Here is a 22,321-nt window from a genome sequence, read left to right on the forward strand (position 1 = left end):
GGAAAAAAGGCTGCAGGTAGCGCAACCTTTTTCATATGATTTGTCTCTCATTCTATCCTTTCACTGCACCGGAGGCAATGCCATCGACAAAATGCCGCTGTGCCATGAAAAATAAAATCAGGGAAGGGATAATGGAAACGAGCGACATCGCCAGCAATTGTCCCCATGGCAGCGCGGATTGGCTGTCTACGAACAGCTTCAAAGCAAGGCCCACGGTGTATTTACTGACAGAGTTAATATACAGCAGGTGCCCGAAGAAGTCGTCCCAATTCCAGAGGAAACAATAGATGGCTACGGTGACTAATGCAGGCTTCGTTAGCGGCAGTATGATTCGCCAGTAGATGCCGAACCAACTGCAGCCGTCCATTTTGGCCGATTCATCGAGCTCCCGCGGAAGACCGCGAATAAATTGCACCAGCAGGAAGATGAAGAAAGGGCCGCCTATACCGCCGGCCAGTGCATGCGGCACATAGAAGGGCAGATACGTATTGACCCATCCCCACGTGTTAAACATGATGTACTGTGGCACCAATGTGACTTGGCTTGGCAGCATAAGAGTTACCATCAGAATGGCGAACCAGAAATTTTTCAACGGAAAATCCAATCGCGCGAAGCCAAAAGCAACCAAGCTGCAGGAAAGGATGGATGTCACCAGAACGCCGGCAATGAGTTCAAAGGTATTCAGATAAAAATGCGTAAAGGTAAACTTAGGAATAGCGACCCATCCTTGGCTGAAATTGCTCCATAACCAGACGCTAGGGAAAAGGGCAGGCGAACTCATTTCTGCGTTCGATTTGAAGGCAGCCCCGAACCACCATAACATGGGATAAATCATAACTAGGCAAAATAAGGCCAATAAAAGATGCGTTCGTATCGTACGTGACTTATTCATTTTCTTTTCGCTCCTTCTGTTTCGTAGAATACCCAGTAGCGGGATGAGGCGAAAATGACAGCGGTCACGATTGCAATCACCACAAGAAGTATCCATGCCAGCGCGGAAGCATAACCCATCTCATATCTCGAAAAAGCGCGATCATAGAGGTATAAGGCATACATATAAGTGGAGTTGATGGGACCGCCCTTCGTAATAATGAAAGCCTGAGTAAACATTTGAAAGGAACCAATCGTTTGAAGCACCAGGTTAAAAAGCAAGACGGGAGACAGCATCGGCAAAGTAATTTGAAAGAACTGTCTAACTTTGGAAGCGCCGTCTACGGAAGAGGCTTCGTAGAGCTCGGCAGGGATTTGTTTTAATCCGGCCAGGAATATAACCATGGAAGAGCCAAACTGCCAAGCGACCAGAATAATCAAGGTGCCAAGGGCTGTCTTGGGATTGCTGATCCAGCTGACTCCGTCAATGCCGAACATGCTCAGGAAGCGATTGATGAAGCCGTCAATCCCAAAAATATTTTGCCACAGAATAGCCACGGCAATGCTGCTTCCGATTAAGGAAGGCAAATAAATAAACGTTCGATAGACGGAAATTCCTTTAATTTTCTTATTCAGCAGGATCGCTACCATCAAAGCGCTGAAGATCTTAATCGGTACAGACAAGACGACGAAAAGAATCGTGATTTTCAAAGACTGGCGAAACAGCTCGTCATCAGCGAAGATGCGTTCATAATTGCGCAGGCCAATCCATTCCGGTGCATCTAACAACGTATATTTGGTGAAGGAGTAATACATGGATTGAATCATCGGCCATAAGGTTAGAAGCAGAAACCCAATCAGCCAAGGGGAGATAAATAAATAACCAGCAAATGGCGACTCCCAGCGTCCTCTCAGGGTAAATGCTGTTTTTAGCTTACTTGCGGGAAGCTTGTGGGAAGATAAACTCGTGTCAGCCTTCATCGGGAAAACCGCCTTTCATGTTAAAGCCTATATGCATAGTATAAAAGGTAAGTCCCGCTTGAAAAATGAGAGTAATGAACACAATTCATTCACAATCGAACAATATCATTGGTGGTTTACAAACTTATGTATGGCGAGGTACACGCGCCTGAAGTGGCTTGTCCATCATCTCCAAGGAGGAGACAGCGCTGTCCCCTCCAAGACCACGATTAGCCTAGGTAGACATGCTTGGCAAGAAGAGGCCGGGTCCTCGCACCGTTATTCGTGATCGGATAATCTTGAACCACCGTAATTGTACCTGCATTTCCTACGTAGACGCGGTTTGTTCGTGTGTTCAGAGCCATATTCCCCGCGGATTCCCCCGTGCGCAGTGTGGTTAGAAGCTTATTGCTTTGTCCGTTATACGCCAATAAATTGCGGCCATCGGAGTCTCCAATGAAATAATGATTGGTGAGCGGATTGACCAATATGGAAGTGAAGGCCGGGATCTGCAATGTCTCCAAGATACGGTTGGTTTCACCATCGAGGACAAAAAGCTTCCCTCTCCCCTCCTCCTGAGCACTTGTGAAGTAAACACGATTGGTCAACGGATTCACGGCGACCTCACTTTGCAAGCTGCCGAGCTGAATAGGGATGCTTTTCCCAGGGGCATTGCCCAGAACTAAGGAAGCGAACCGGCTTAAATTATTGGCAATATAGATACGGTTGGACGTGCTGTTAATACCCGGTACAATGATAGGGTTTCTGCCCACTTTAATGGTCTTGCTCACTTGCAGCGTCTTTCCGTTGATGATATGAAGGGAGTTTTTCCCGACGTTTGTCACATAAATGTGGTTCGTCCGCTCATTCACGGAGACAAGAGCCGGTGATCCGCCCACGTTCATGGTTTGCAGTATACGGTTGGAGCTGCCGTCAATCACGCTAATCGTTCCGCCTAGATTGGCGACATAGATGCGATTGCTGCCTTGGTGTACGGCAATGCCATAAGGCCGCAGTCCGACGGAAACGGACGCTATGACACGGTTTGACGTTCCGTCAATGACGGAAACCGTACGATCCCGAAAATTGGTCACATAAATCCGATTCGTACGAGTGTTCACGGCAAGGTAAGTAGCGCCCTCCCCCACCTTCACATTCCGTATAACACGGTTGGTAACCCCGCTAAGAATACCGACTTGATTATCACCCTGCACATAATACACGCGATTAGTTGCGGAATTGGTTTGGATATCCCCTACATGAGTAGAGACAGGTACAATAGCGAGGACTTGGGGCAGCTTGGATGGCGCCTTAAGTTGTGTAGAGCGCTTTAAGACGTTGGTCATGAGAGATCCCTTCCTCCATTAAGGTATGAACCTTTATTACTATATGGATAAAAAAGGGATTGGGAACATTTTACTGAAGGAGACGCGCTATTTTCATATTATAAAAGGGAATATATGGTATGATTAGGTTGTTGAATGAGTAAGTGATTGATTGGGTGAATGAGTGCGTGCGTGTGCAAGATTAAATAAGTGAGTGATTGTAGAATTTAGTGACTAACCGAATGAATGATTGAGTAACTGAGTACGTTTGTAGGTGAATGAGTAAGTGCGTAGGTGAATGCATGTTGAATGAATGAGTGATTGAGTGATTGTAAAATTTAGTGACCAACCGAATGAATAAGTAACTGAGTAAGTCTGAAAGCGATTGAGATGAGCTGAGGTGTAATTGAATGCAAGATTGAACAAACGAACAAACGAACAAACGAACAAAGGAATGATTGATTGCAATACTGGGTGACTAATCGAATGACTGGGGATGGTACTTCTAGCATGCCTAAAATGAAAGCGATTTCCATCGCGGGTATTAGTGTGATTTTGGTTGTAATTGGAGTGAGTTTTTGGGGGTTCAATTCGGCTGGCTTTTGGCGAAAGACGGCTATGCCCCCACCTGGGGAATCAGTTGCCTCTTCCATGGTCGCTTCGCTACCAGCGCCCTCTCCTAATTCGACAGAAACAGCCGCGCCGGCTAAAAAAAGCTTAGCTGACTTGCTGCTGCAATACGGCTCCCTCCCCTTAGCGGACGTGCACAATCATGATGCAAGTGATAAGAAGTACGCCGGGATGAAAGGTGTCTGGCAGCGGGACCAAATAGATCGAGTTGTCCTTTTCGGTGACGTCTCCGAGTATAGCGCAATCCGCACGGATGAGTATGCTTGGGAAGCTTATACGGATAGACCGGACTTTTTTACGCCTTTTTTCTCCGGCTTTGATTTGCACGATCCAGGAGTTTGGATGTTATCAGAAAAAATCTCGAACAAGGCTATTTCGGCCTTGGCGAGATAGTGGCTGCTTCCTACAACTCGCCTGTGGTGTCCAAAGTAGAGTGGAAAGGCAAAGATCCTATGGATGGCTTCCTACCGCAAATTTATGATTTATGTGCAGAGTACCAGGCCCCTATCCTGCTGCATATGGATCCTCCAAACGGTTTTGTTATAGATAAATTGGAGGAAGCATTGAAGAGCCATCCGAAGACAACTTTCATTTTCGGTCATGCCAATGCTTACAACTCACCAGAGAACATCAAACAACTATTGGAGAAATACCCCAATGTTTATATGGATTTCTTCGCAGGCTTTACGATTCTCAATCCGGACAGTGCGAATCGACTCGAGGATTTCCTGCCGTTGATGAAGCAATTTCCTGACAGATTTATGCTAAGTACTGATTCCGGCTACGGAGTTGGGAGTGAGGAAGCGGCGATTGAAGCGATGTATCGTGTCTTGGATGCTTTGGGTGAACCCGCGTTAATCAGCCAAATAGCTTACTCCAATCTAGATAATATCCTGCGTAAGGAGCCGGCAACCCAAATACAAAAGAAAGCTATTCTTACGCAGGACCCTTCTCGAGATATAGCTGGGTTTAACAAATTAGAAGCGGGCAAATTGCTCTATAGCAAGGTGAAATAGGGGGCGCTAACCAACTTAGAGAACTATGGTCCTCTATTTCATCTAAAACTACCTGAATTCAAGGTCAGGCGGAACTACAGTCCCTTATTTTGTTGGTTTAACCATCTTATGACGGTAATTTCGCTAAATAGCGGAACCCAGTTCCCTTTCCTCTACGTTTTGCCGCTATTCGCCCAAAATAGAGGATCGTAGTTCCGTTTCATCTACACGGTGCAGGAGAAAACTCCAAAAGCAAAGGCAATCACCAAGGCGACCTCCTAGATGGAGGTTCACCTGACGACCCATCGCCGCGCCTACCGAAGGTTGGCACGCTGCAGCAGCCGCTTGATGGAGCGGTTCGCTTCAGGGAGGACGATATCCTTGTCGATCGTCCGCATGATGCGGTTCTCCATGACGATCCGACCATTGATGATCGTCGTCTCCACATCGGCGCGCGTCGCGGAGTAGACGATGCGCGAGATCGGGTCCACGTCGAAGGACGGGTACGTGTGGAAGTTATTGAGATCGAGAATCGCCAGGTCGGCTTTCTTGCCGACTTCGATGCTGCCGATCTCCTTCTCCATGCCGACCGCGCGGGCACCGCCGATGGTCGCCATCCGGAAGACCGTCTGGGCGTTCATCGCCGTCGGTCCGTGGATCGGCTTTTGGATCAGCGCGGCAAGCCGCATCTCGTTAAACATATCGAGATTATTGTTGCACGGCGCGCCGTCTGCTCCTAAGCTGACGGAGATGTCGAGCTTCAGCAGCTCCGGCGTCTCGGCAATGCCTGAAGCCAGCTTCAGGTTGGAGCCGGGACAGTGGCTCACATGGACGCCACGCTCATGGATGATGCGCTTCTCCTCGTCATCGAGCCAAACGCAATGCGCCAGAATGAGGCGCTCATTGGCCAGACCGAGATGGTCGAGATAGACGACATTGCGCATGCCGGTCTCGGCTTGCACAATCTCAATCTCGCCGAGATTTTCGGAAGCGTGCGTGTGCACCTTCACTTGATACTGCTCCGATAAGCTGCGAACCTCACGCAGCAGCTCCTCCGTACAGGAGATGACGAAGCGCGGCGAGAAGGCATATTGAATACGGCCGTCGTCATGGCCGTTCCATTTTTCGAGCAAATCCACGCTTTGCTGAAGGGATTCGGCTGTTTTCTCTTGCAAGGCAAAGGGAACCTCATCTCCTTTGTCCATCATCACTTTGCCAGAAAGCGCGCGGATGCCGCTGGAGGCAATGGCTTGGAAGGCGAAGTCCGTATGATGCACGGTTTCCATATCGACGATCGTTGTCGTACCGCTTTGGATCAGCTCGCCAATGCCAAGCAGCGCGGAGTAATAGATGGACTCCTCGTCATGGGAGGCTTCGAGCGGCCAGATCCGCTTTTTCAACCAATCCATTAATTCCAAATCGTCGCCTTTGCCACGAAAAATGGTTTGGCAAAGATGGATGTGCGTTTGGACAAAGCCGGGAATGACCGTGCGGTTGGCTGCATCAATGATTTTATCCACCTGCGGAGGGTCTAAGTCCGGGCCGATCGCCGTAATCCGATCATTTTCGATTAAAATATCCCCGTTCACAATTTCATTTTTACGGTTCATGGTCACAATTTCAGCATTTTTAATTAAAATGGTTGTCATCGTTACAAACCTCCTATTTCCATCTAGAGTATGAAGCTAGGGAACAAAAAATAGCCACGAAAAATATGCCGGTATGCACATTTTTCGTAGCTAGAAATTTACGGTTTCTAAGTAGAGACCCTTAATCCAATTATTAAGGTTATACGAAGTGGATCCTATTCAGTTCGCTTTTGCTTTCTTCTAGCGTAAACGGATCGCTGAAATTTGTCAACAGTGCGTTAGATTAACTGACATGTCCTCCCTCTTTTATGAAAATGACGTTTTCATTCCGGGTTATTCGGAGTTCCGCTGCCAACGAAGTAGGAGGTTGTCACGCCTTCGTACAGGAGGTGCATCTTCATTCCAGCTGCAGCATGCACAAGGTTATGGAAATGATCCATCCATAGGCCAGAATTATTGGCAACGAACGCAACCTCATACGTCTCGCCCGGCTGAACGTCCAGTGTATCTGTCCACCATGGACTGCCCGTGGAAGGCTTGCCATTGCGAGACAGCACGAGAACACGGTGTCCGTGGAGATACATCGGATGATCAACGATGCCGCGATTGACGATCGTGGTTTTGACGAGGTCTCCCTCTTTTACCATCAGCATCGGCGTTTTCGGGAATACATGTCCGTTCAATGTGTACAAAAAGTCCATTTTGCGATTATAGAAGCCTAATTTGTTATCTAAAACTAAAGTGAAATCTCGATTAAACGAGCTGCTCGCATCAAAAGGCGTAGCCGCCGGACTGCCATATTGAAGTGGATCAAAAGCAATGGTCCTAGGAGCCGTTGGAATTTCCCCTTTTCCATCCGGTGACATCAGAATACCTAGCCTATCGTTCTCGCCGACATTGAGGAATACCGGATGCTCCGGCATGATGAAGGTCAAGTCATAACGTCCGCCTGAAGCAACATTAATATGGGTATTAGTCAAAATGTCGGGCTTATTCAGGTCCGTGCCATCAATGGCAGCAACCTCAAAATGTGTACCCACCAGCGTATATTTCTGCTGAATCCAATCATCTGTGTTGATAAGCCTTAATCGAACAGACGTCCCCGGCGTGATCGTCATTCTTTCGAGCTGATCGGATGCGCCGATAGCCAGCGCAGCGCCTTTCCAGCGATGTGTCATCACGGTAATATCTTTGACCTCCTGCAGAGGTGTTTCTTTGGGTTCTACAATGAGGGAACCAAACAATCCCATGCTGACGGCTTCTTGGGAATCCTCATGGGAATGATACCAGAAGGTACCCGCCTGCTCGGCGCGGAAACGGTAGGTATAGGTTTCGCCGGGCATGATGGCATTTTGCGTAGCTCCGGAAACACCGTCCTCCGCGTTTGGCGCGTCTAAGCCATGCCAATGAAGGGTAACTCCTTGTTCAATGTTCTCATTGACCAAGGTCACTTCAACCAACTCTCCTGCTTTCATGCGCAGTTCAGGCCCGGGAATCTGGCCGTTGTAGGTCCAAGCGTCTACGGTTTTACCCGAGCTTAGCGTTACGGTCTTTTTCTGCGCGGTTAGTGTGAAGCGACGATCCGGCGTTCCTTCGCGCGGCCCGGTCGGATCAGTGACCGCAACCATTGTGGCAGAGGAGCCGTTCATAGCCCCCTTCTCGCCATTGTGAGTGGGCAGATTGCCATCTCCCGATACGGACTGCTGGCCATAATCCGCGGTTCCGCTTGCCATATCAATTTCGGCTGGTAATTCACTGTTGTTCATGGCGATTGTGAATAGGTAGTAAGCCGATCCTGCGACTACGGCTAGTACGCTCATCATCGTTAAGGCGCGTTTCCAGAAAGCGGGGATCGCATAACTGGCCATTTTGCCCACCTGCCTGTAACGCATCTGATGTCTCCACCACAGCCCTGCCGTTGCGACTGCGAAGACAGCCAGTGGAATGGAAATTTCCAGCCATTGCAACCAAACCGGAGGCACTAAGGAGAAATATAGGGCTGTTAATGCGCCTAACGCTGTCATTTGGAAGGGGATAATAAGTGCTGGACTTGCGGCCCTTTGGTAAATGACGGTTTCCAGCGGCATAGCTTCGCTTTGTTCGAGTGCATCCTGCTCTGCTTTTATCTGTTTGGTCAAAGAACGCAGTTTAAGCAGCTTGGGAACCGATATGAGCCAAACGGTCAAGAGCGGCACAATCACGAGCGGAGCTTGAATACATACACGATCTAACCAGAAGTTGGAGTCCATCGTTTGCTGTATCCAAACAATAGGGCCGATGACAGCCGCCGCTGGAAGGATTGGAAACCATGACCAGAACAGCGCCTTGCGCGTTTTGTGGTGAAGCTTTTCTATATTACGGCTATAAAGCAGTCGTGAAGCTTTGACACTCCCGATCCAAGTGAAAACAAAATACATGAGACTAGCGAATAAGATAATTTGAGTGCTTATGCTGTACACAATGAAGAAACCTCCTAAATAATTTACGATAACTTAAGTATAGATTCCCATGGGGGTTCTTCAAACGGTCCAGAGGCTAAGTGTAAACCTAGACCAAAGTTGGGGGAAGACTGTCAGTGCCCTATTCCGCCTATTTTATGAGGTAAGCGATTACATAGTTATGAATAAACTGGAAATAGTTTGCGTTTTCAAAATGGATATGGTATGATGAATCCAATCGACAAAAAGAACCTGAATTCACATATTGTAAAGGGTTTTCATTTTTGTTAGTGAACCTTTTGCAATGTGTGAATTTTTTTCTCTTTGAAGAATAAAAAACATGTTAATAATTTTTGGAGGTATTTCTCATGGCTACTGGTACAGTAAAATGGTTTAACGCAGAAAAAGGTTTCGGTTTCATCGAAGTTGAAGGCGGCAACGATGTATTCGTTCACTTCTCCGCAATCCAAGGCGACGGTTTCAAAACTTTGGACGAAGGCCAACAAGTTGAGTTCAGCGTAGTTCAAGGCAACCGCGGACCACAAGCAGAAAACGTTGTAAAACTGTAATATAATTAAAAAGACTGCCTTTACTTGTGTAATGGCAGTCTTTTTCAATTTAGTCCATGCGGCTTGACGGTTTTGCCAAATAGCGCAATACTAAGGAGGTTTATCATGTATTCCAGAAAAAAGTCGCTTGAAGAGATGCCTCTAGAAAATGTGACGATATGGTCTTGTGAAAAAGAAGGCTGTAAAGGCTGGATGCGAGATAATTTTGCATTCGATCACGTACCGACTTGTCATTTATGTCAGTCCACCATGGTTCGAAGTGTCAAGTTACTTCCATTAGTTAATAACACGAATAGTGATCAAAAAACGCTCAAAAAAGGCGTGCAAATATAAGAGAAGAGAACCCGGGGGCATGACTGTCTTCGGGTTTTTTGTGTTATTCTATTGGAAAAGGATGTACAACTATTCGTCGGACCGAGGAGGGCCAATTTCTGTGAAATCAAACAAACGTCGTCAATGGCCGTTATTAGTGGGCGCATGCGTACTGGCGGCATGTGTGGTTATTGTAGTGGGCAAATCCCCACTTGGCGCAATTTCCACATGGAGTCAGAAAACCGAAAGCTCAGCCGCTATAGCGACGCCGATTCCAACACCGCCGCCTCGAGAGGCTGTTTCTTTTCGGATGCTCGACTTTGATCGAGGGTGGGTGAAATACGTCGATGGCGTCATGAAGACTGCAGACAGTGGGGATCTGTGGCAGGAAACGAGCGGAGCCGACATCACGTCAGAGGAAGCTGGGGCTGCCCTTCCATCGGACGGGCCTTTCAATGAGCTGCTTAGCTTGGAAGCTGGTCTAACGGGTCAGCAGGAAACGCCTAAACCGCTAACCGTCACTATAGGCGGAGCGACAATTCCAGTGAAGCAGTCGCAGTTCTTGACGCCTCGCATCGGCTGGGTGCTGCCCGCTAGCGCCAAAGACAGCAAAAGTCCACTGCTGGCAACTGTAGATGGCGGACAGACTTGGGTGGATGGCCTGTTACCGGACATGAAGGCAGCGATTCAGAAGGAGAAGGATCACCTTCAGCAGTTGAAGCTGGAATCTTCGCTCTATACGGATCAGGCCGCGGCCAAGGCGATCATCGGCTCGAAGTGGAAGCTTGTGCCGGAAACCGCCGCTCCCGGCGATGTGGTGCTGGTGCGTCATGACGAGCCAGGAACGATACAATGGCTGAACAAAACCTATACGCTTCAGCCGTATGGAGCGGGATATTTCGCTTATTTGCCGCTTTCGATGAGTGCCAAGCCAGGCAAATATCCGATTGGCGACCAAACCTTGACCGTACGGGCGAAAAAGTTTGAAACGCAGTATTTGAAGGTTACCGCTCAAATGGAGAGCATGAAGCAAGATACGGCGCGCATTGATGCGGATCAGAAGAAGATTGATCAGGCTCGAAGCAAGTCCGAGCCCGCGTTCCTGTTCAGCGGTCCGTTCGTGAAGCCGATCGAGGGGATTTTGACGACGCCGTATGGGTACACCCGTTATGTGAACGGGAAATACGACAGCGCTCATCTGGCCGTTGATCTGGCTGCCAAGGAAGGCACCCCGATCAAAGCCACCAACGACGGGGTCGTCGCATTAGCCGACAGCCTGTACTTGACCGGCAATTCCATCTATATCGACCATGGGATGGGGCTTTTTTCGCAATATGCCCATCTGTCTGAGCTGCGCGTCAAAACGGGCGATCGGGTCAAGCAGGGCGATATTATTGGGCTAGTCGGCACGACGGGATTCTCCACAGGGCCGCATCTGCACTTTACCTTTTGGGCGCATAATGTGCAGGTCAATCCCGATCTGTTCTGGGGCACGACACCGTTTCGCTGGGTAGAGCCCAAAGGCTAGGAGGCAAAGGACACCGAACCGCTGAGTTGCAGCGTGGCCCGGTGTCCTTTCTCATTTTAGCGCAGAAATACGCTCATATGTTTCGAAATCGCAAATGACGAACAGCCGCGCTTCCTCCGGAATGAGCTGATCCAGCTTGCGGTTGATATTCAGTTGATCCCCATCGGAGATCAGGGTCGCCCCTTCTTCCAGCAGCTGCTCGAAGGCATCGCGGTATGTTCTCCACGATTGCCTGCGGCGAAGAACATGAAAGTTATTATCGGATTGTCGAGTAAGCAGCTGGGATACGATGCGGGAAGAACCCGGCGAAAAAGCAGAACGCACCGCTAATTGTGAAATGGTTTCGTTGCCCAGAATGAACTCGTTGACGTTGACATGTTGGAAATTTTGCATGTTTTCACGATTTTTGATTTCGACAATGGAATGTACATGACTGTAATTACGTTCAATGGTCGTGGCAACGAGCAGTGTTTTGCCATCAACGAACGAAGGATCGCGAAGCATCGTATGGTCCTCTGTCGTATCATTGGCAAAAACGAATACGGAACGCGCTTTGGTCATATTCGCCATTTCTAACGTTTCGAGATGAGACGGATTTCCTTGAATATAATGAACGCGGTTATGGATAATAGGCGTCTTCTCCATGATATCAATGAGTACAATCTCAGTTTCGGTATCTGTATTCAAAATTTCCTGGATGGCCAGCTCGGCATGCTTGCTCCAGTCGATGATCACAAAATGCTGTTCCCCTTGGTATCTCAATTTGCCCGCTTCCTTTCGCTGTCTGTAGATAAAAAGTGAATCAATCACTTTCCCGATGCTTACAGAGATCAAGCCTATACCGAAGACATAGAGAAAAATGCCAAGGCATTTGCCTGCCACTGTTCTCGGATAATAGTCCCCATAGCCTGTTGTGGTCACGGTTGTCATCACCCACCAAAGGCCATTGAAGAGGTTCCCGAAGGTCTCTTTTTCCAAAAGGTAAGCACATGATGAGGAAAGTAGGAGAAACAGAGCGGCTAGTCCAAAAAGGAACTTGTTATTCATCCGCAGCAGCTTCAGAAAAAATTTACTGAAATAGAACATAGAGCTGTCCTTTCATGGGTCCAAATGGAAAAAATGGGATGGGAACGACATCATTGTATCATAGTTTGATTTATTGTTGGAGAAGTGGATTTTTGCCGCTTATGCGTGTTAAAATAAGGAACAAATGTTCTGAAATGGAGAATCAAAATGGCTGAAATCTTCAATATTTCCGTCCGCTCTTTGGTGGAATATGTGTATCGCAGCGGCAGCATCGAGTCTGGATTTCGGACAAGCCGCGCGCTGACAGAAGGAACCAAAGCCCACCAAAAACTACAGAAGCAATATGACGAGTTGGATCTGCATGAAGTGTATGTTTCGGCGGAGATTACTTATCAGGGACTGCTATTTGTCATTGATGGGCGCTGTGATGGTCTATTGTTGGACCCAGACGGCGTAACGGTTACCGTGGACGAAATCAAATCAACCTCTTCGGACATCAGCCTGATTGAGGCGGACTCTTATCCGGTTCACTGGGCACAAGCGAAGTGCTATGCCTATATGGTAGCCAAAGATCGGGGTCTTACCCGCATGCGTGTACAACTGACCTATATGCAAGTGGAAACGGAAGAAGTTCGACGTTTTGTCGTTGAGGCATCCATCGAGGAGCTGGAGCAGTTCGTCTTTCATGTCGTGCAGCTATTCTATCCATATGCATTGGCGAAATATGAGCATGAGCAAGGCAGGAATCTCAGCATTAAGGAACTCGCTTTCCCGTTTCCCAGCTACCGTGAAGGGCAGCGAAAGCTTGCAGGCGCTGTTTATCAAACGATAAACGAAGGGCATAAGCTGTTTGCCAAAGCCCCAACGGGCATCGGGAAGACGATGTCGACCCTTTTTCCCTCGGTCAAAGCGATGGGTGAGGGGCTATTGCAGCGGATATTCTATCTAACGGCAAAGACGATTACAAGAACGGCTGCGGAGGAAGCTTATTCACTTTTGCAGGATCAGGGCCTGCGACTTCATACGGTGACGATCACGGCTAAGGATAAGGTGTGCTTTAAGGACGAAGTCCGGTGCACCAAGGAGTACTGTGAATTCGCTGACGGCTACTATGACCGGATTAATGAAGCGGTGTTAGATCTATTGCGGCATGAGACGATAATGACTCGCCAAGTCATTGAGTCGTACGCGCGTAAGCATCGTGTATGTCCTTTTGAATTTTCTTTGGATGTCGCTTATGCGGCTGATGCGATCATTTGCGATTACAATTACATTTTCGATCCTCGGGTGAATTTGAAAAGGCTGTTCGAAGAGCAGAAGCGGCAAACCGCTCTGCTTGTGGATGAAGCGCACAATCTCGTTGATCGTGCGCGGGAGATGTACTCCAGCGAGCTGCAGAAATCCAGCTTTCTTGCGCTGCAGCGTGAGTTCAAGGGCGTCCATGCTGAGCTGCACGATGCGGCTAAGGCGATCAATCAGTATTTCATTGCGCTGCGTAAAAGAATTGGAGACAGCCCTATGCTGGTGGAGCCGGAGCTGCCGGAAAGCTTGATTGCACTGCTCGAAGTGTTCATTGCAGCGGCCGAGAAAGTGCTGGCCGGGGCGGGAGGCAGAGCGGATCAAGGGAGAGCAGACATTTTCTCAGGGGAGACGACTCCTGACGAGAGGGATCGCTTGACGGCACCTGCGCTGCTGCTTGAGGCCTATTTTAGCACGCAGAATTTCGTGCGTATCGCGAAGCTGTTTGATGAGCGGTATGTGACGTTCACCTCTAGTGACAGGAACGAGGTTAATGTGAAGCTATTTTGTCTGGACCCTTCCCATCTGCTTCGGCAAATGGGCAAAGGGTACCGATCCCACGTGTTCTTTTCTGCGACTCTGTCGCCACTGTCCTATTTCATGGACACACTGGGTGCCGGAGAGGACGACTATTCGGTAACGGTGCCATCCCCTTTCAGCAAAGACCAACTGGAGGTGTTCGTACAGCCGTTATCGACACGCTATCAAGACCGTGAGCGCAGCCGTGAGCCGATTGCACGTTCCATCTTGGAGCTGGTGACGGGCCGTTCAGGCAATTATCTCGTATTCTTTCCTTCCTATGCTTACATGAGCAGCGTGTATGAAGCCTTCACCGATCTTGTCGAAGCTCAGCCAGCGGGTGGTGCATCATCGGGTGAAGCCGGGAGCGGTCTGGACGTTCTTGTTCAGCAAGCTCTCATGTCCGAGGAAGAGCGCGAGCAATTTCTGGCCGCGTTTCAGGCGGGTACGGAGAGGACGCTGGTAGGCTTTGCTGTGATGGGAGGGATTTTCTCCGAGGGCATCGACTTGGTGGGAGATCGGCTGACAGGCGTAGCTGTCGTGGGCGTAGGCTTGCCTCAGCTAGGTCCGGAACGGAACTTGATCAAGTCTTACATGGACAGCACCGGCAAAAATGGCTACGAATACGCCTACGTTTTCCCCGGCATGAACAAAGTCCAGCAAGCCGGTGGTCGCCTGATCCGTTCTGAAACTGATCGCGGCGTACTGCTGTTGATCGACGACCGCTACCTGCAGCCGCTGTATCAGCGCTTGCTGCCGGAGGAGTGGCGCGACTACACGGTGCTTCCTTCGCGGCGTCGGTAAGATTGAGCCTGCCGAAAAGGCAGTCTCAGCAGCCGTCTGCGCGCCAATCCGCGCTGAGAAGGCGAAAATGGCAAGCACAGCAAGCACCCCCTCTAGGCTCCCAAAGAGCCGTCTCATCTCCAACCCCATCAAAGCAAAAAGTGCCCACCGGCACGATCATGCCAGTGAGCACTTCTTTCCTTACAGTGACATGCGATAAATGTTCACGACGTCCTCGCGCGACAGCTTCTTAAAGTTGCCGAAATCGCCGTAAATCATGGCCTTGTCTGCCATCACTTCGATGCTGGACTCGTCGATATCGTAGTCTGCCAGTTTGCTTGGCGCACCGATGGAAGCCAGGAAATCGCGGAGTGCCGCAATCCCTTCCTCGGCAACTTGACGGTCCGTTTTGCTGGACGCATCAATGTCGAAGACGCGCTGAGCGAATTGTTTGAACCGCGGCACGTTGGCATCGAGTGTGTAGGTCATCCAGTTCGGAAAGAGGATGGCTAAGCCGCCGCCGTGCGGAATATCGTGAACCGCGGATACGGCATGCTCCAGATTATGCGTGGCCCAATCCCCGCGAACGCCCATGCTTAGAGTACCGTTGAGCGCCATCGTGCCGCTATATAGAATCGTGGCACGCTCCTCCAGATTCTCCAGATCCTGAAGCAGGCGTGGTGCCGTATCGATCACGGTGCGAAGAATGGTCTCACAGAAGCCATCCTGCAAAGGCGTATTTGTTGTATGATGGAAATATTGCTCAAAGACATGGGACATGATATCTACGATACCGTAAACGGTTTGGTTTTCAGGCAAAGAAGTGGTATGAGCCGGGTCGAGAATTGAAAATTTCGGGAAGGCGAACGGGCTGCCCCAGCCGAGCTTTTCTTTTGTTTCCCAGTTGGTGATAACAGAACCGGAATTCATCTCCGAGCCAGTCGCGGCAATAGTGAGAACTGTTCCGAGCGGCAGCGCACCTGTAGGGGAGGCTTTGCGTGTCACAATATCCCAGAAGTCACCGGCGTATTTAGCGCCTACGGCAATCGCTTTGGCACAATCGATAACGCTTCCCCCGCCAACTGCGAGCACAAGATCGATGTTCTGGTTGCGGCACAATTCGACTCCTCGATGAACGGTAGTCAATCTCGGATTGGGCTCAACACCGCTAAGCTCGAAGACATGGGCGTCAATGACTTTTAGCAAATGAAGGACATTCGAATAAATCCCATTTTGTTTAATACTTCCGCCGCCATAGACGAGCAGCACGTTTTTGCCGTATTTAGGTACCTCAGCTGTTAATTTCTCCAGTTGCCCCTGACCGAAATGCAGTGTGGTTGGATTATAAAATGTAAAAGTATTCATTGGTGTGCCTCCTCTGTGAATCTGTAGGAAAGTTGGACGTACTAGTTTTCATTGTATAGAAAGCAGCTTGAAAAACAAAATAAGCCCTTCCTAAAGACAAACCGCCTTTACAATCAGGTTACCCTATCCAGAGCTGGATGAATCTAATTGTCGAAAATTAAGTGGGCTATTTGATCCATATTGGAACTTTAACCGTTAGGAAAGTAGCGTCCCTCTTATCTATAAGCGTAATATAGAATCTACATGTATAATTCCATTTTCAGGGAAGTGATAGCAGCATGCTGGCGACTAGACGGTCGGATCATATTTTGGAAATTGCTTATAGTTGTGTTAGGTGGTTTTTGGTGCCGACGTCGACTCTCTTATTTCTCAACTACTATCATCGAACAACGACAGATCTTATCATTTTTGTGGTACTATTCGTTTTAGCGGTGACGTATATGGCGGTTACGGAAATTGCCATCCATCGGAGCCCTGTTGATTCAGTGTTCTACCGATATGTGACGAGAATTGGCGTGTTTATGGATTATACGGCGTTTCTTGCAATTATTTCACTTACAGGGGGAACCAACAGTCCCTTGTATCCGATAGCTTATTTAGTTCTGTTGCATGCGTCGCTCTATTGGAGTTTGGTTGGCGCTATCGTTGCGGTAATTATGGTGATTATTGGCTATATCGGTGTTGTCTTATGGGTAGATGGCGGATTTATGCAGCAGGAGATGCCGCGGCATTTGTTTAATTTTGCTTTTTTGATCATGATCGGTGTGATTGGCGGCATTATCGTAGCGCGGGAGCGAAAGCATTTTGTAGAGAAAGGAATTTTTGAGAATTTAGCTAAAAAAGATTACCTTACGGGGCTGTATAATCATCGCAGCTTTCAAGAGCAGATCAGAGAAACGATTGTGCAGAAGAAGCATTTTTGCCTCGTTATGGGGGATATTGATTACTTCAAAAAAATTAACGATCAATATGGCCATCAAGTGGGGGATGCGGTTTTAAGAGCTATCGGGACTTTGCTGAATTCTGTTATTTCTGCTAATCAAGGCAGTGCTTTCCGTTACGGCGGAGAGGAGTTTGCCCTTATTTTATATACGCAAGATCAGCAAGAAGCAACGGAGATACTACGTCAATTCATGGACAAGCTTAGTATGCTGGAATTCGGTGCGGATATCGCTAAGTTCCCTATCACGATGAGCTTCGGTGCGACCATTCGCAACAAAGAACAGAGAACGACGGAACTGGTAGCCGCAGCGGATTCCCTGTTGTATGCAGCCAAAGAGCAAGGCAGAGATCGCTTAATTTGGGGATAGAAACAACATTTGCAGATGCTCAAGAGGAGGAAGTTAAGATGGCCACATTAACACCGTACATTTATAGTAGTGATGCAAGAAAACAAGCTGATTTCTATGTGAAGGCGTTGGGTGGGGAAATTGTCAGCCTGCGCACCTTTGCAGATATGCCTGGTGTTGAGGAATCAGAGAAAAATAGGGTGATGCATGTGGAGCTTCAATTGCTCGGATTGCGTTTTTTTATGGCTGATTCGGGTACGAACACGGTAGAACGAGGTCATGGACTGGATCTGACACTAGAAGTGAAAAGTGAAGAAGAAGGGCGCCGTATTTTTGAAGCTCTGTCGGATGGCGGTGTTGTGAAAATGCCTTTTGCCCGCATGTTTTGGGGGACGATGTTCGGTCGACTTGTCGATCCTTTTGGGGTTTGTTGGCAGGTATCAACAGAAGCTTAAGTGGGTCAGGGGGAAATCGAATCATGAAAGGATACTCTGTAGGGCAGACGGCTAGAATATGCCAGACCTCGATTCAAACGCTCCATTTCTACGATAAAATAGGGCTTGTAAAGCCGCATCGTGTAGATCACCAGAATGGCTACCGCTATTACTCCAGCCAAGATATTCTGGCGGTTAAGATTGTTCAGGACCTGCAAGGCATGCAGTTTACGCTGGAGCAGATCGGCCAGATGTTCAAGGACAACAACACGGCGAGCATCCCGGAGTTGATGAGTGCCAAGAAGGCAGAGGCACAAGCGGCGATTCGCTCACTCGAGTCCGTAGTTGAGTCCATTGATGAAAGATTGCGGGATTTGGAAATTCATCATCAGCTGCGCAAAGCGTTCGAGCATACGGAATATTATCTAGAGCTGAAGACGTATCCAGACCGGTATATAGCTTTCGAAAGGAAAAATGATGTATGCGGGATGGAATCTTCTGTTATACGGTTTATGGCCTTGTTAGACAGGGTCAAAGAGAACGGATTGACGGTAGACGGTCACATCTGGACGATCTATCATGAAGATTTGCTGACATTTGATCGAAATGACTCTGATATTGAGGTATGTGTGCCGCTGCTGGCGAGCGAGATTGAACCGTCCTTCACCAGGTGGTTGCCGGGCGGAGAGTACATCTCTGCTGTCTATGCCGGGTTTCCCGATGAAGAAACGTGCAAAGGGCTATACAAGCGGTTGCGAGAATGGATGATCATGAATGGCTATGAAGAGAACGGTCCTGTGCTGGAGCGATACTTGATTGATTTTACTCATATGAGGAATACAGATGAATTTATTGTTGATTTGCAAATTCCTGTGAAACGTGTATTGACCCTATAGCTGCTATAGGGTTTATTTTTATTTCATAAGGCTAATAAGCTGGCGAAAAACGCCAAGGAGGATGCGAGATGGAAGTGATATTGGGAGCAGGTCCGCTGGGCAGAGCAGTCATGAAGGAGTTATTGAAAAGAGGGAACCGTGTAAGGTTGGTGAGTTCCTCGGGAAAAGCGGATGTGCCCTCTGGTGTAGAGATCGTTCAGGCTGACCTGATGAGTGAAAGCGGTGCATTAGCTGCGATCAAGGGAGCGAATAACGTCTTTCAATGCGCAGCTCCGCCGTATCATAAGTGGGAAGGCTTATTTCAGCAGATGATGGGCCATATTGCGCACGCGGCATCGTATCATCAGGCCAATCTTATTATGGGGGATAACCTGTATATGTATGGAGAAGTGAAAGGGCCTATTCATGAAGGGTTGCCTTATAGAGCCTATACCCGCAAGGGAAAGGTAAGGGCTGAGCTGGCTCGAAATCTGCTCAACCTGCATGATACAGGCACGTTAAAGGTAACGATTGGCCGAGGATCTGATTTCTACGGTCCACATGCTCGGAATTCCTCGTATGGTGACCGTTTTTTTGGTTCACTGACGAAGGGGAAGGCCGTTTCGCTGTTGGGAAATCCGGATGAATTGCACACGGTCACGTATGTGGAGGATTTCGGGCGAGCACTGGTTATCCTAAGTGAGCATGAGGAGGCTTTCGGCCAAGTGTGGCATGTCCCGCATGCCGAGACTGTGAGCGCCCGCAAATTCACAGAACTAGCCTATGAAGTTGCTGGACACGCTCCGCGTATCGGTACAATGGGTCGCGGGATGCTTCGTTTGGGTGGTCTGTTCATACCCGCGGCGAAAGAAGTTGTGGAGATGCTGTATGCGTTTGAGCAGCCTTTTGTGATGGATTGTACGAAATTCACGAAGCGCTTTGGTAAGGAAATGGCACCAACACCTCTACGCGCTGCGCTTGAACAGACCATCGCTTGGTATCGTCAGCAGTCCAAATAACCAACTACACCTGCCGACCGATTCATTTTGTTTATATTCCGTTTAAAATTGATGTGTATGATCAGGTTAAAGAAGTAGAACATACACAGACGGATCATAAGCATCCGATCGGCAAAGGAGTAGGAGATATGACTACAACAAGGAAAGAAGAGCTCAGGGGCAAGAGCAACTGGCGCGGGTTCATCCGCTTGCTTCTCCAGACGAATCCCCCCAAGCTCGTACTCGGCATAGCATTAGGTTTAAGTGTTATTTCAACGTTAGTAGGCTTGGTCATACCATTGTTCACCAAAAATGTCGTGGATAGCTTCTCCATCGACTCTCTAAACTGGCTGCAGATTAGCGGGATGGCGATTGCTTTCGTAGCCTCAGCAGTTGCCTCCGGGGTATCCGTGTACTTGCTCAATTTAGCAGGACAGCGTGTAGTAGCAGGAATCAGGGATCGGCTTTGGAAAAAGCTGCTCGTGCTGCCCGTTAGCTATTATGACAATCATCAAACGGGTGATACGATCTCACGGATGACGAATGATACCGCTGTGATTAAAGGCTTGATTGCCGAGCATATGTCGGGCTTCATTACAGGCATCATTGCCATTATCGGTTCGATCGTAGTTCTGCTTTATATGGATTGGAAAATGACATTGATCATGTTCAGCGTATTCCCATTAGCTTTCATTATCTTGTTCCCGTTAGGGCGGCAAATGTTCAAAGTATCCAAAGGCCTGCAAGCGGAGACCGCCAGTTTCACTTCGGTACTCAATCGAGTATTGTCTGAAATCCGCTTAGTGAAAGCGGCCAATGCGGAACCGGTTGAGTATAAAGAAGGCAGCACGGGCATTCAGAAGCTTTTCAAATTTGGGCTGAAAGAAGGCCGCATTCAAGCGCTGATGGCGCCGCTCGTTACCTTCGTCATGCTGATGCTATTCGTCGTCTTATTCGGCTACGGCGGTATGCGTGTCGCCTCCGGGGCAATTTCTGCCGGTCAACTGGTGGCGTTCATGTTGTATTTGTTCCAAATTGTTATGCCGATTACCCAAATCACACAGTTCTTCAATCAAGCGCAGAAAGCGATGGGCGCTACGGATACGATCCTGAATGTTCTAGATTATGAAGAAGAGAATCCACATGCAGGAGCAGCTGTCACGAACGCCTCGCAGTCGCTTCAATTCGATCGGGTGACCTATGGATACAAAGAAGGGGAACCGGTATTGAAAAATGTCAGCTTCACGATGGAAGCGGGTAAAGTCACGGCTATCGTAGGTCCGAGCGGCAGCGGCAAGACGACGATGTTCTCGTTGTTGGAACGCTTTTACTCGCCGCAAAAAGGGGCTATTACCTTAGGTGTAGAAGGCATTGATCAGTTCTCTCTCATATCCTGGCGGAGTCAAATCGGCTATGTGTCCCAAGAGAGCCCACTGATTGCCGGTACCATTCGGGACAATATTTGCTACGGTTTGCAGCATGAAATCACGATGGAAGAGCTGAAAAGAGCTTCGCAGATGGCCTATGCCGATGCTTTTATCGAAGAACTCCCGCAAAAGTATGATACCGAAGTGGGTGAGCGTGGGATCAAGCTGTCAGGTGGTCAAAGACAGCGGATTGCGATTGCACGGGCTCTGTTGAGAGATCCGAAAATTCTGATGCTGGACGAAGCCACATCGAGTCTGGACAGCAAATCGGAGGTTGTCGTCCAGCAAGCCCTGCAAAACTTGATGCAAGGCCGCACCACGTTGGTCATTGCGCACCGCTTGTCCACCGTGGTGGATGCCGACCAAATTATCTTCCTCGACAAGGGTGTCGTCACAGGGAGCGGGACGCATCAGCAATTGCTGGAGTCTCATGAGATGTACCGCGAATTTGCTACGCAGCAGTTGCAGCTTCAGGAGCAGATGGTTGCGGAGCATGCTCCTAGTGTATCGTAACTACCGTTGAAGCCGCCTGAATCCTTGGGCGGCTTTTTTCTTGTGAGTTTGGATCAAGGGGAGAATGCGCAGTGAATACAGAAAAAGATCAGATCCATGAAATGGGCTCTGATCTTTGTTTTTAAGATATGTAGAATTATTGCTGAATACACCTTCTAATAACATCGGCCAGAGGCTGTTCGTCTCTAACTGACTTGATAAAAGCCAGAAGAATTTCATCTTTGTGTACTAAAGACCAGTCTAATTTAAACCCAGTATTTAGGGCCAAGCATCGGAGGAACTCTCTCTGAGCTCGACCGTTACCTTCCCGGAAGGGATGTAAGTGGTTAAGGTCCCCCATAAATAACGCCGCTTTCAAAGAAAAGATCTCAACGTCCAATTCAATTAGGTGATTTTCGTCTTTCAACTTGCTGAATATCTCCTTGGCTTGAGGGAGTATATGCTGGGTATAGGCAAAATTAAAGTTGCCCTTACTTATGTCCTCTTCCCGGATTTTTCCGGCAAACAAGGGATATACATCATGGAAAAGATAATGATGGATGACCTGTAAGTGTGCGAAGTCAAAAGAACCAGACAT

Annotated in this window: 19 protein-coding genes and 1 riboswitch; of the genes, 11 read left to right on the forward strand and 8 right to left on the reverse strand. The window is 48.5% G+C overall.

The features are described 5' to 3' along the window. Nucleotides 1-52: 52 nt before the first annotated feature. The 3 genes from HQN90_RS16925 to HQN90_RS16935 all read right to left on the reverse strand — a co-directional run bounded on the left by HQN90_RS16925 (nt 53) and on the right by HQN90_RS16935 (nt 3,176). Entirely contained in the window at nt 53-892 is an 840-nt protein-coding gene (locus tag HQN90_RS16925; RefSeq protein WP_173220769.1) for a carbohydrate ABC transporter permease, read from the reverse strand. Then, nucleotides 889-1,851 (reverse strand): carbohydrate ABC transporter permease, encoded by a 963-nt coding sequence (locus HQN90_RS16930; protein WP_173220771.1) that lies wholly within the window; start codon nt 1,849-1,851, stop codon nt 889-891. Before HQN90_RS16930 ends, HQN90_RS16925 begins: the two co-directional genes overlap by 4 nt. A 209-nt stretch (nt 1,852-2,060) precedes the next feature. Beyond that, the gene (locus tag HQN90_RS16935; RefSeq protein ID WP_173220773.1) at nt 2,061-3,176 is read right to left on the reverse strand and encodes a YncE family protein; all 1,116 of its coding nucleotides are present in this window, start codon (nt 3,174-3,176) and stop codon (nt 2,061-2,063) included. 489 nt (nt 3,177-3,665) lie between these two features. Here HQN90_RS16935 and HQN90_RS16940 point away from each other — a divergent pair, with 489 nt between their 5' ends. Both HQN90_RS16940 and HQN90_RS16945 read left to right on the forward strand, forming a co-directional pair. Next, the gene (locus HQN90_RS16940) at nt 3,666-4,178 is read left to right on the forward strand and encodes a hypothetical protein (RefSeq protein ID WP_173220775.1); all 513 of its coding nucleotides are present in this window, start codon (nt 3,666-3,668) and stop codon (nt 4,176-4,178) included. Next, nucleotides 4,124-4,801: an amidohydrolase family protein gene (locus HQN90_RS16945; RefSeq protein ID WP_173220777.1), complete on the forward strand. Its 678-nt coding sequence runs from the start codon at nt 4,124-4,126 to the stop codon at nt 4,799-4,801. Before HQN90_RS16940 ends, HQN90_RS16945 begins: the two co-directional genes overlap by 55 nt. A 293-nt stretch (nt 4,802-5,094) precedes the next feature. On the opposite strand, the gene HQN90_RS16950 is transcribed toward HQN90_RS16945, so the two are convergent. Then, nucleotides 5,095-6,429 (reverse strand): 5'-deoxyadenosine deaminase, encoded by a 1,335-nt coding sequence (locus HQN90_RS16950; RefSeq protein WP_173220780.1) that lies wholly within the window; start codon nt 6,427-6,429, stop codon nt 5,095-5,097. Between the two features lie 67 nt (nt 6,430-6,496). Then, nucleotides 6,497-6,596: riboswitch (purine riboswitch) on the reverse strand. Between the two features lie 96 nt (nt 6,597-6,692). Next, nucleotides 6,693-8,828, reverse strand: a complete 2,136-nt coding sequence (locus HQN90_RS39635; RefSeq protein ID WP_173220782.1) for a multicopper oxidase domain-containing protein — start codon at nt 8,826-8,828, stop codon at nt 6,693-6,695. 347 nt (nt 8,829-9,175) lie between these two features. On the opposite strand from HQN90_RS39635, the gene HQN90_RS16960 reads away from it, so the two are divergent. From HQN90_RS16960 to HQN90_RS39640, 3 genes are all read left to right on the forward strand, one after another. Next, the gene (locus tag HQN90_RS16960) at nt 9,176-9,376 is read left to right on the forward strand and encodes a cold-shock protein (RefSeq protein ID WP_079415431.1); all 201 of its coding nucleotides are present in this window, start codon (nt 9,176-9,178) and stop codon (nt 9,374-9,376) included. A 105-nt stretch (nt 9,377-9,481) separates the two neighbouring features. Then, entirely contained in the window at nt 9,482-9,709 is a 228-nt protein-coding gene (locus HQN90_RS16965) for a cold-shock protein (protein WP_079415429.1), read from the forward strand. A gap of 100 nt (nt 9,710-9,809) precedes the next feature. Next, on the forward strand, nt 9,810-11,216 hold the full coding sequence (locus HQN90_RS39640) for a peptidoglycan DD-metalloendopeptidase family protein (RefSeq protein WP_173220784.1): 1,407 nt from the start codon (nt 9,810-9,812) through the stop codon (nt 11,214-11,216). Nucleotides 11,217-11,267: 51 nt separating this feature from the next. Here the strand turns inward: HQN90_RS39640 and HQN90_RS16975 are convergent, their stop codons facing one another. Further along, nucleotides 11,268-12,302 (reverse strand): ion channel, encoded by a 1,035-nt coding sequence (locus tag HQN90_RS16975; RefSeq protein WP_173220786.1) that lies wholly within the window; start codon nt 12,300-12,302, stop codon nt 11,268-11,270. Nucleotides 12,303-12,449: 147 nt separating this feature from the next. Between HQN90_RS16975 and HQN90_RS16980 the strand changes: the two genes are divergently transcribed. Then, nucleotides 12,450-14,864, forward strand: a complete 2,415-nt coding sequence (locus tag HQN90_RS16980) for an ATP-dependent DNA helicase (protein WP_173220788.1) — start codon at nt 12,450-12,452, stop codon at nt 14,862-14,864. A 180-nt stretch (nt 14,865-15,044) separates the two neighbouring features. Here the strand turns inward: HQN90_RS16980 and HQN90_RS16985 are convergent, their stop codons facing one another. Next, nucleotides 15,045-16,208 carry an iron-containing alcohol dehydrogenase gene (locus tag HQN90_RS16985; protein WP_173220790.1) on the reverse strand — a complete coding sequence of 388 codons (1,164 nt, stop codon included), beginning with the start codon at nt 16,206-16,208 and terminating at the stop codon, nt 15,045-15,047. Between the two features lie 344 nt (nt 16,209-16,552). Between HQN90_RS16985 and HQN90_RS39645 the strand changes: the two genes are divergently transcribed. The 5 genes from HQN90_RS39645 (at nt 16,553) to HQN90_RS17010 (ending at nt 21,744) form a co-directional block, all read left to right on the forward strand. Continuing rightward, the gene (locus tag HQN90_RS39645) at nt 16,553-17,518 is read left to right on the forward strand and encodes a diguanylate cyclase (protein WP_173220792.1); all 966 of its coding nucleotides are present in this window, start codon (nt 16,553-16,555) and stop codon (nt 17,516-17,518) included. Between the two features lie 38 nt (nt 17,519-17,556). Continuing rightward, entirely contained in the window at nt 17,557-17,952 is a 396-nt protein-coding gene (locus HQN90_RS16995; protein WP_173220794.1) for a VOC family protein, read from the forward strand. Between the two features lie 23 nt (nt 17,953-17,975). Then, nucleotides 17,976-18,827 carry a MerR family transcriptional regulator gene (locus HQN90_RS17000; protein WP_173220796.1) on the forward strand — a complete coding sequence of 284 codons (852 nt, stop codon included), beginning with the start codon at nt 17,976-17,978 and terminating at the stop codon, nt 18,825-18,827. Nucleotides 18,828-18,895: 68 nt separating this feature from the next. Further along, nucleotides 18,896-19,825, forward strand: a complete 930-nt coding sequence (locus HQN90_RS17005; RefSeq protein WP_173220798.1) for an NAD-dependent epimerase/dehydratase family protein — start codon at nt 18,896-18,898, stop codon at nt 19,823-19,825. Between the two features lie 128 nt (nt 19,826-19,953). Further along, nucleotides 19,954-21,744, forward strand: coding sequence for an ABC transporter ATP-binding protein (locus HQN90_RS17010; protein WP_173220800.1), 1,791 nt, complete (start codon nt 19,954-19,956; stop codon nt 21,742-21,744). Nucleotides 21,745-21,880: 136 nt separating this feature from the next. On the opposite strand, the gene HQN90_RS17015 is transcribed toward HQN90_RS17010, so the two are convergent. Continuing rightward, on the reverse strand, nt 21,881-22,321 hold the full coding sequence (locus HQN90_RS17015; protein WP_173220802.1) for a Fic/DOC family protein: 441 nt from the start codon (nt 22,319-22,321) through the stop codon (nt 21,881-21,883).

This window comes from Paenibacillus alba (genome assembly GCF_013204855.1).
GTDB lineage: Bacteria > Bacillota > Bacilli > Paenibacillales > NBRC-103111 > Paenibacillus_E > Paenibacillus_E alba.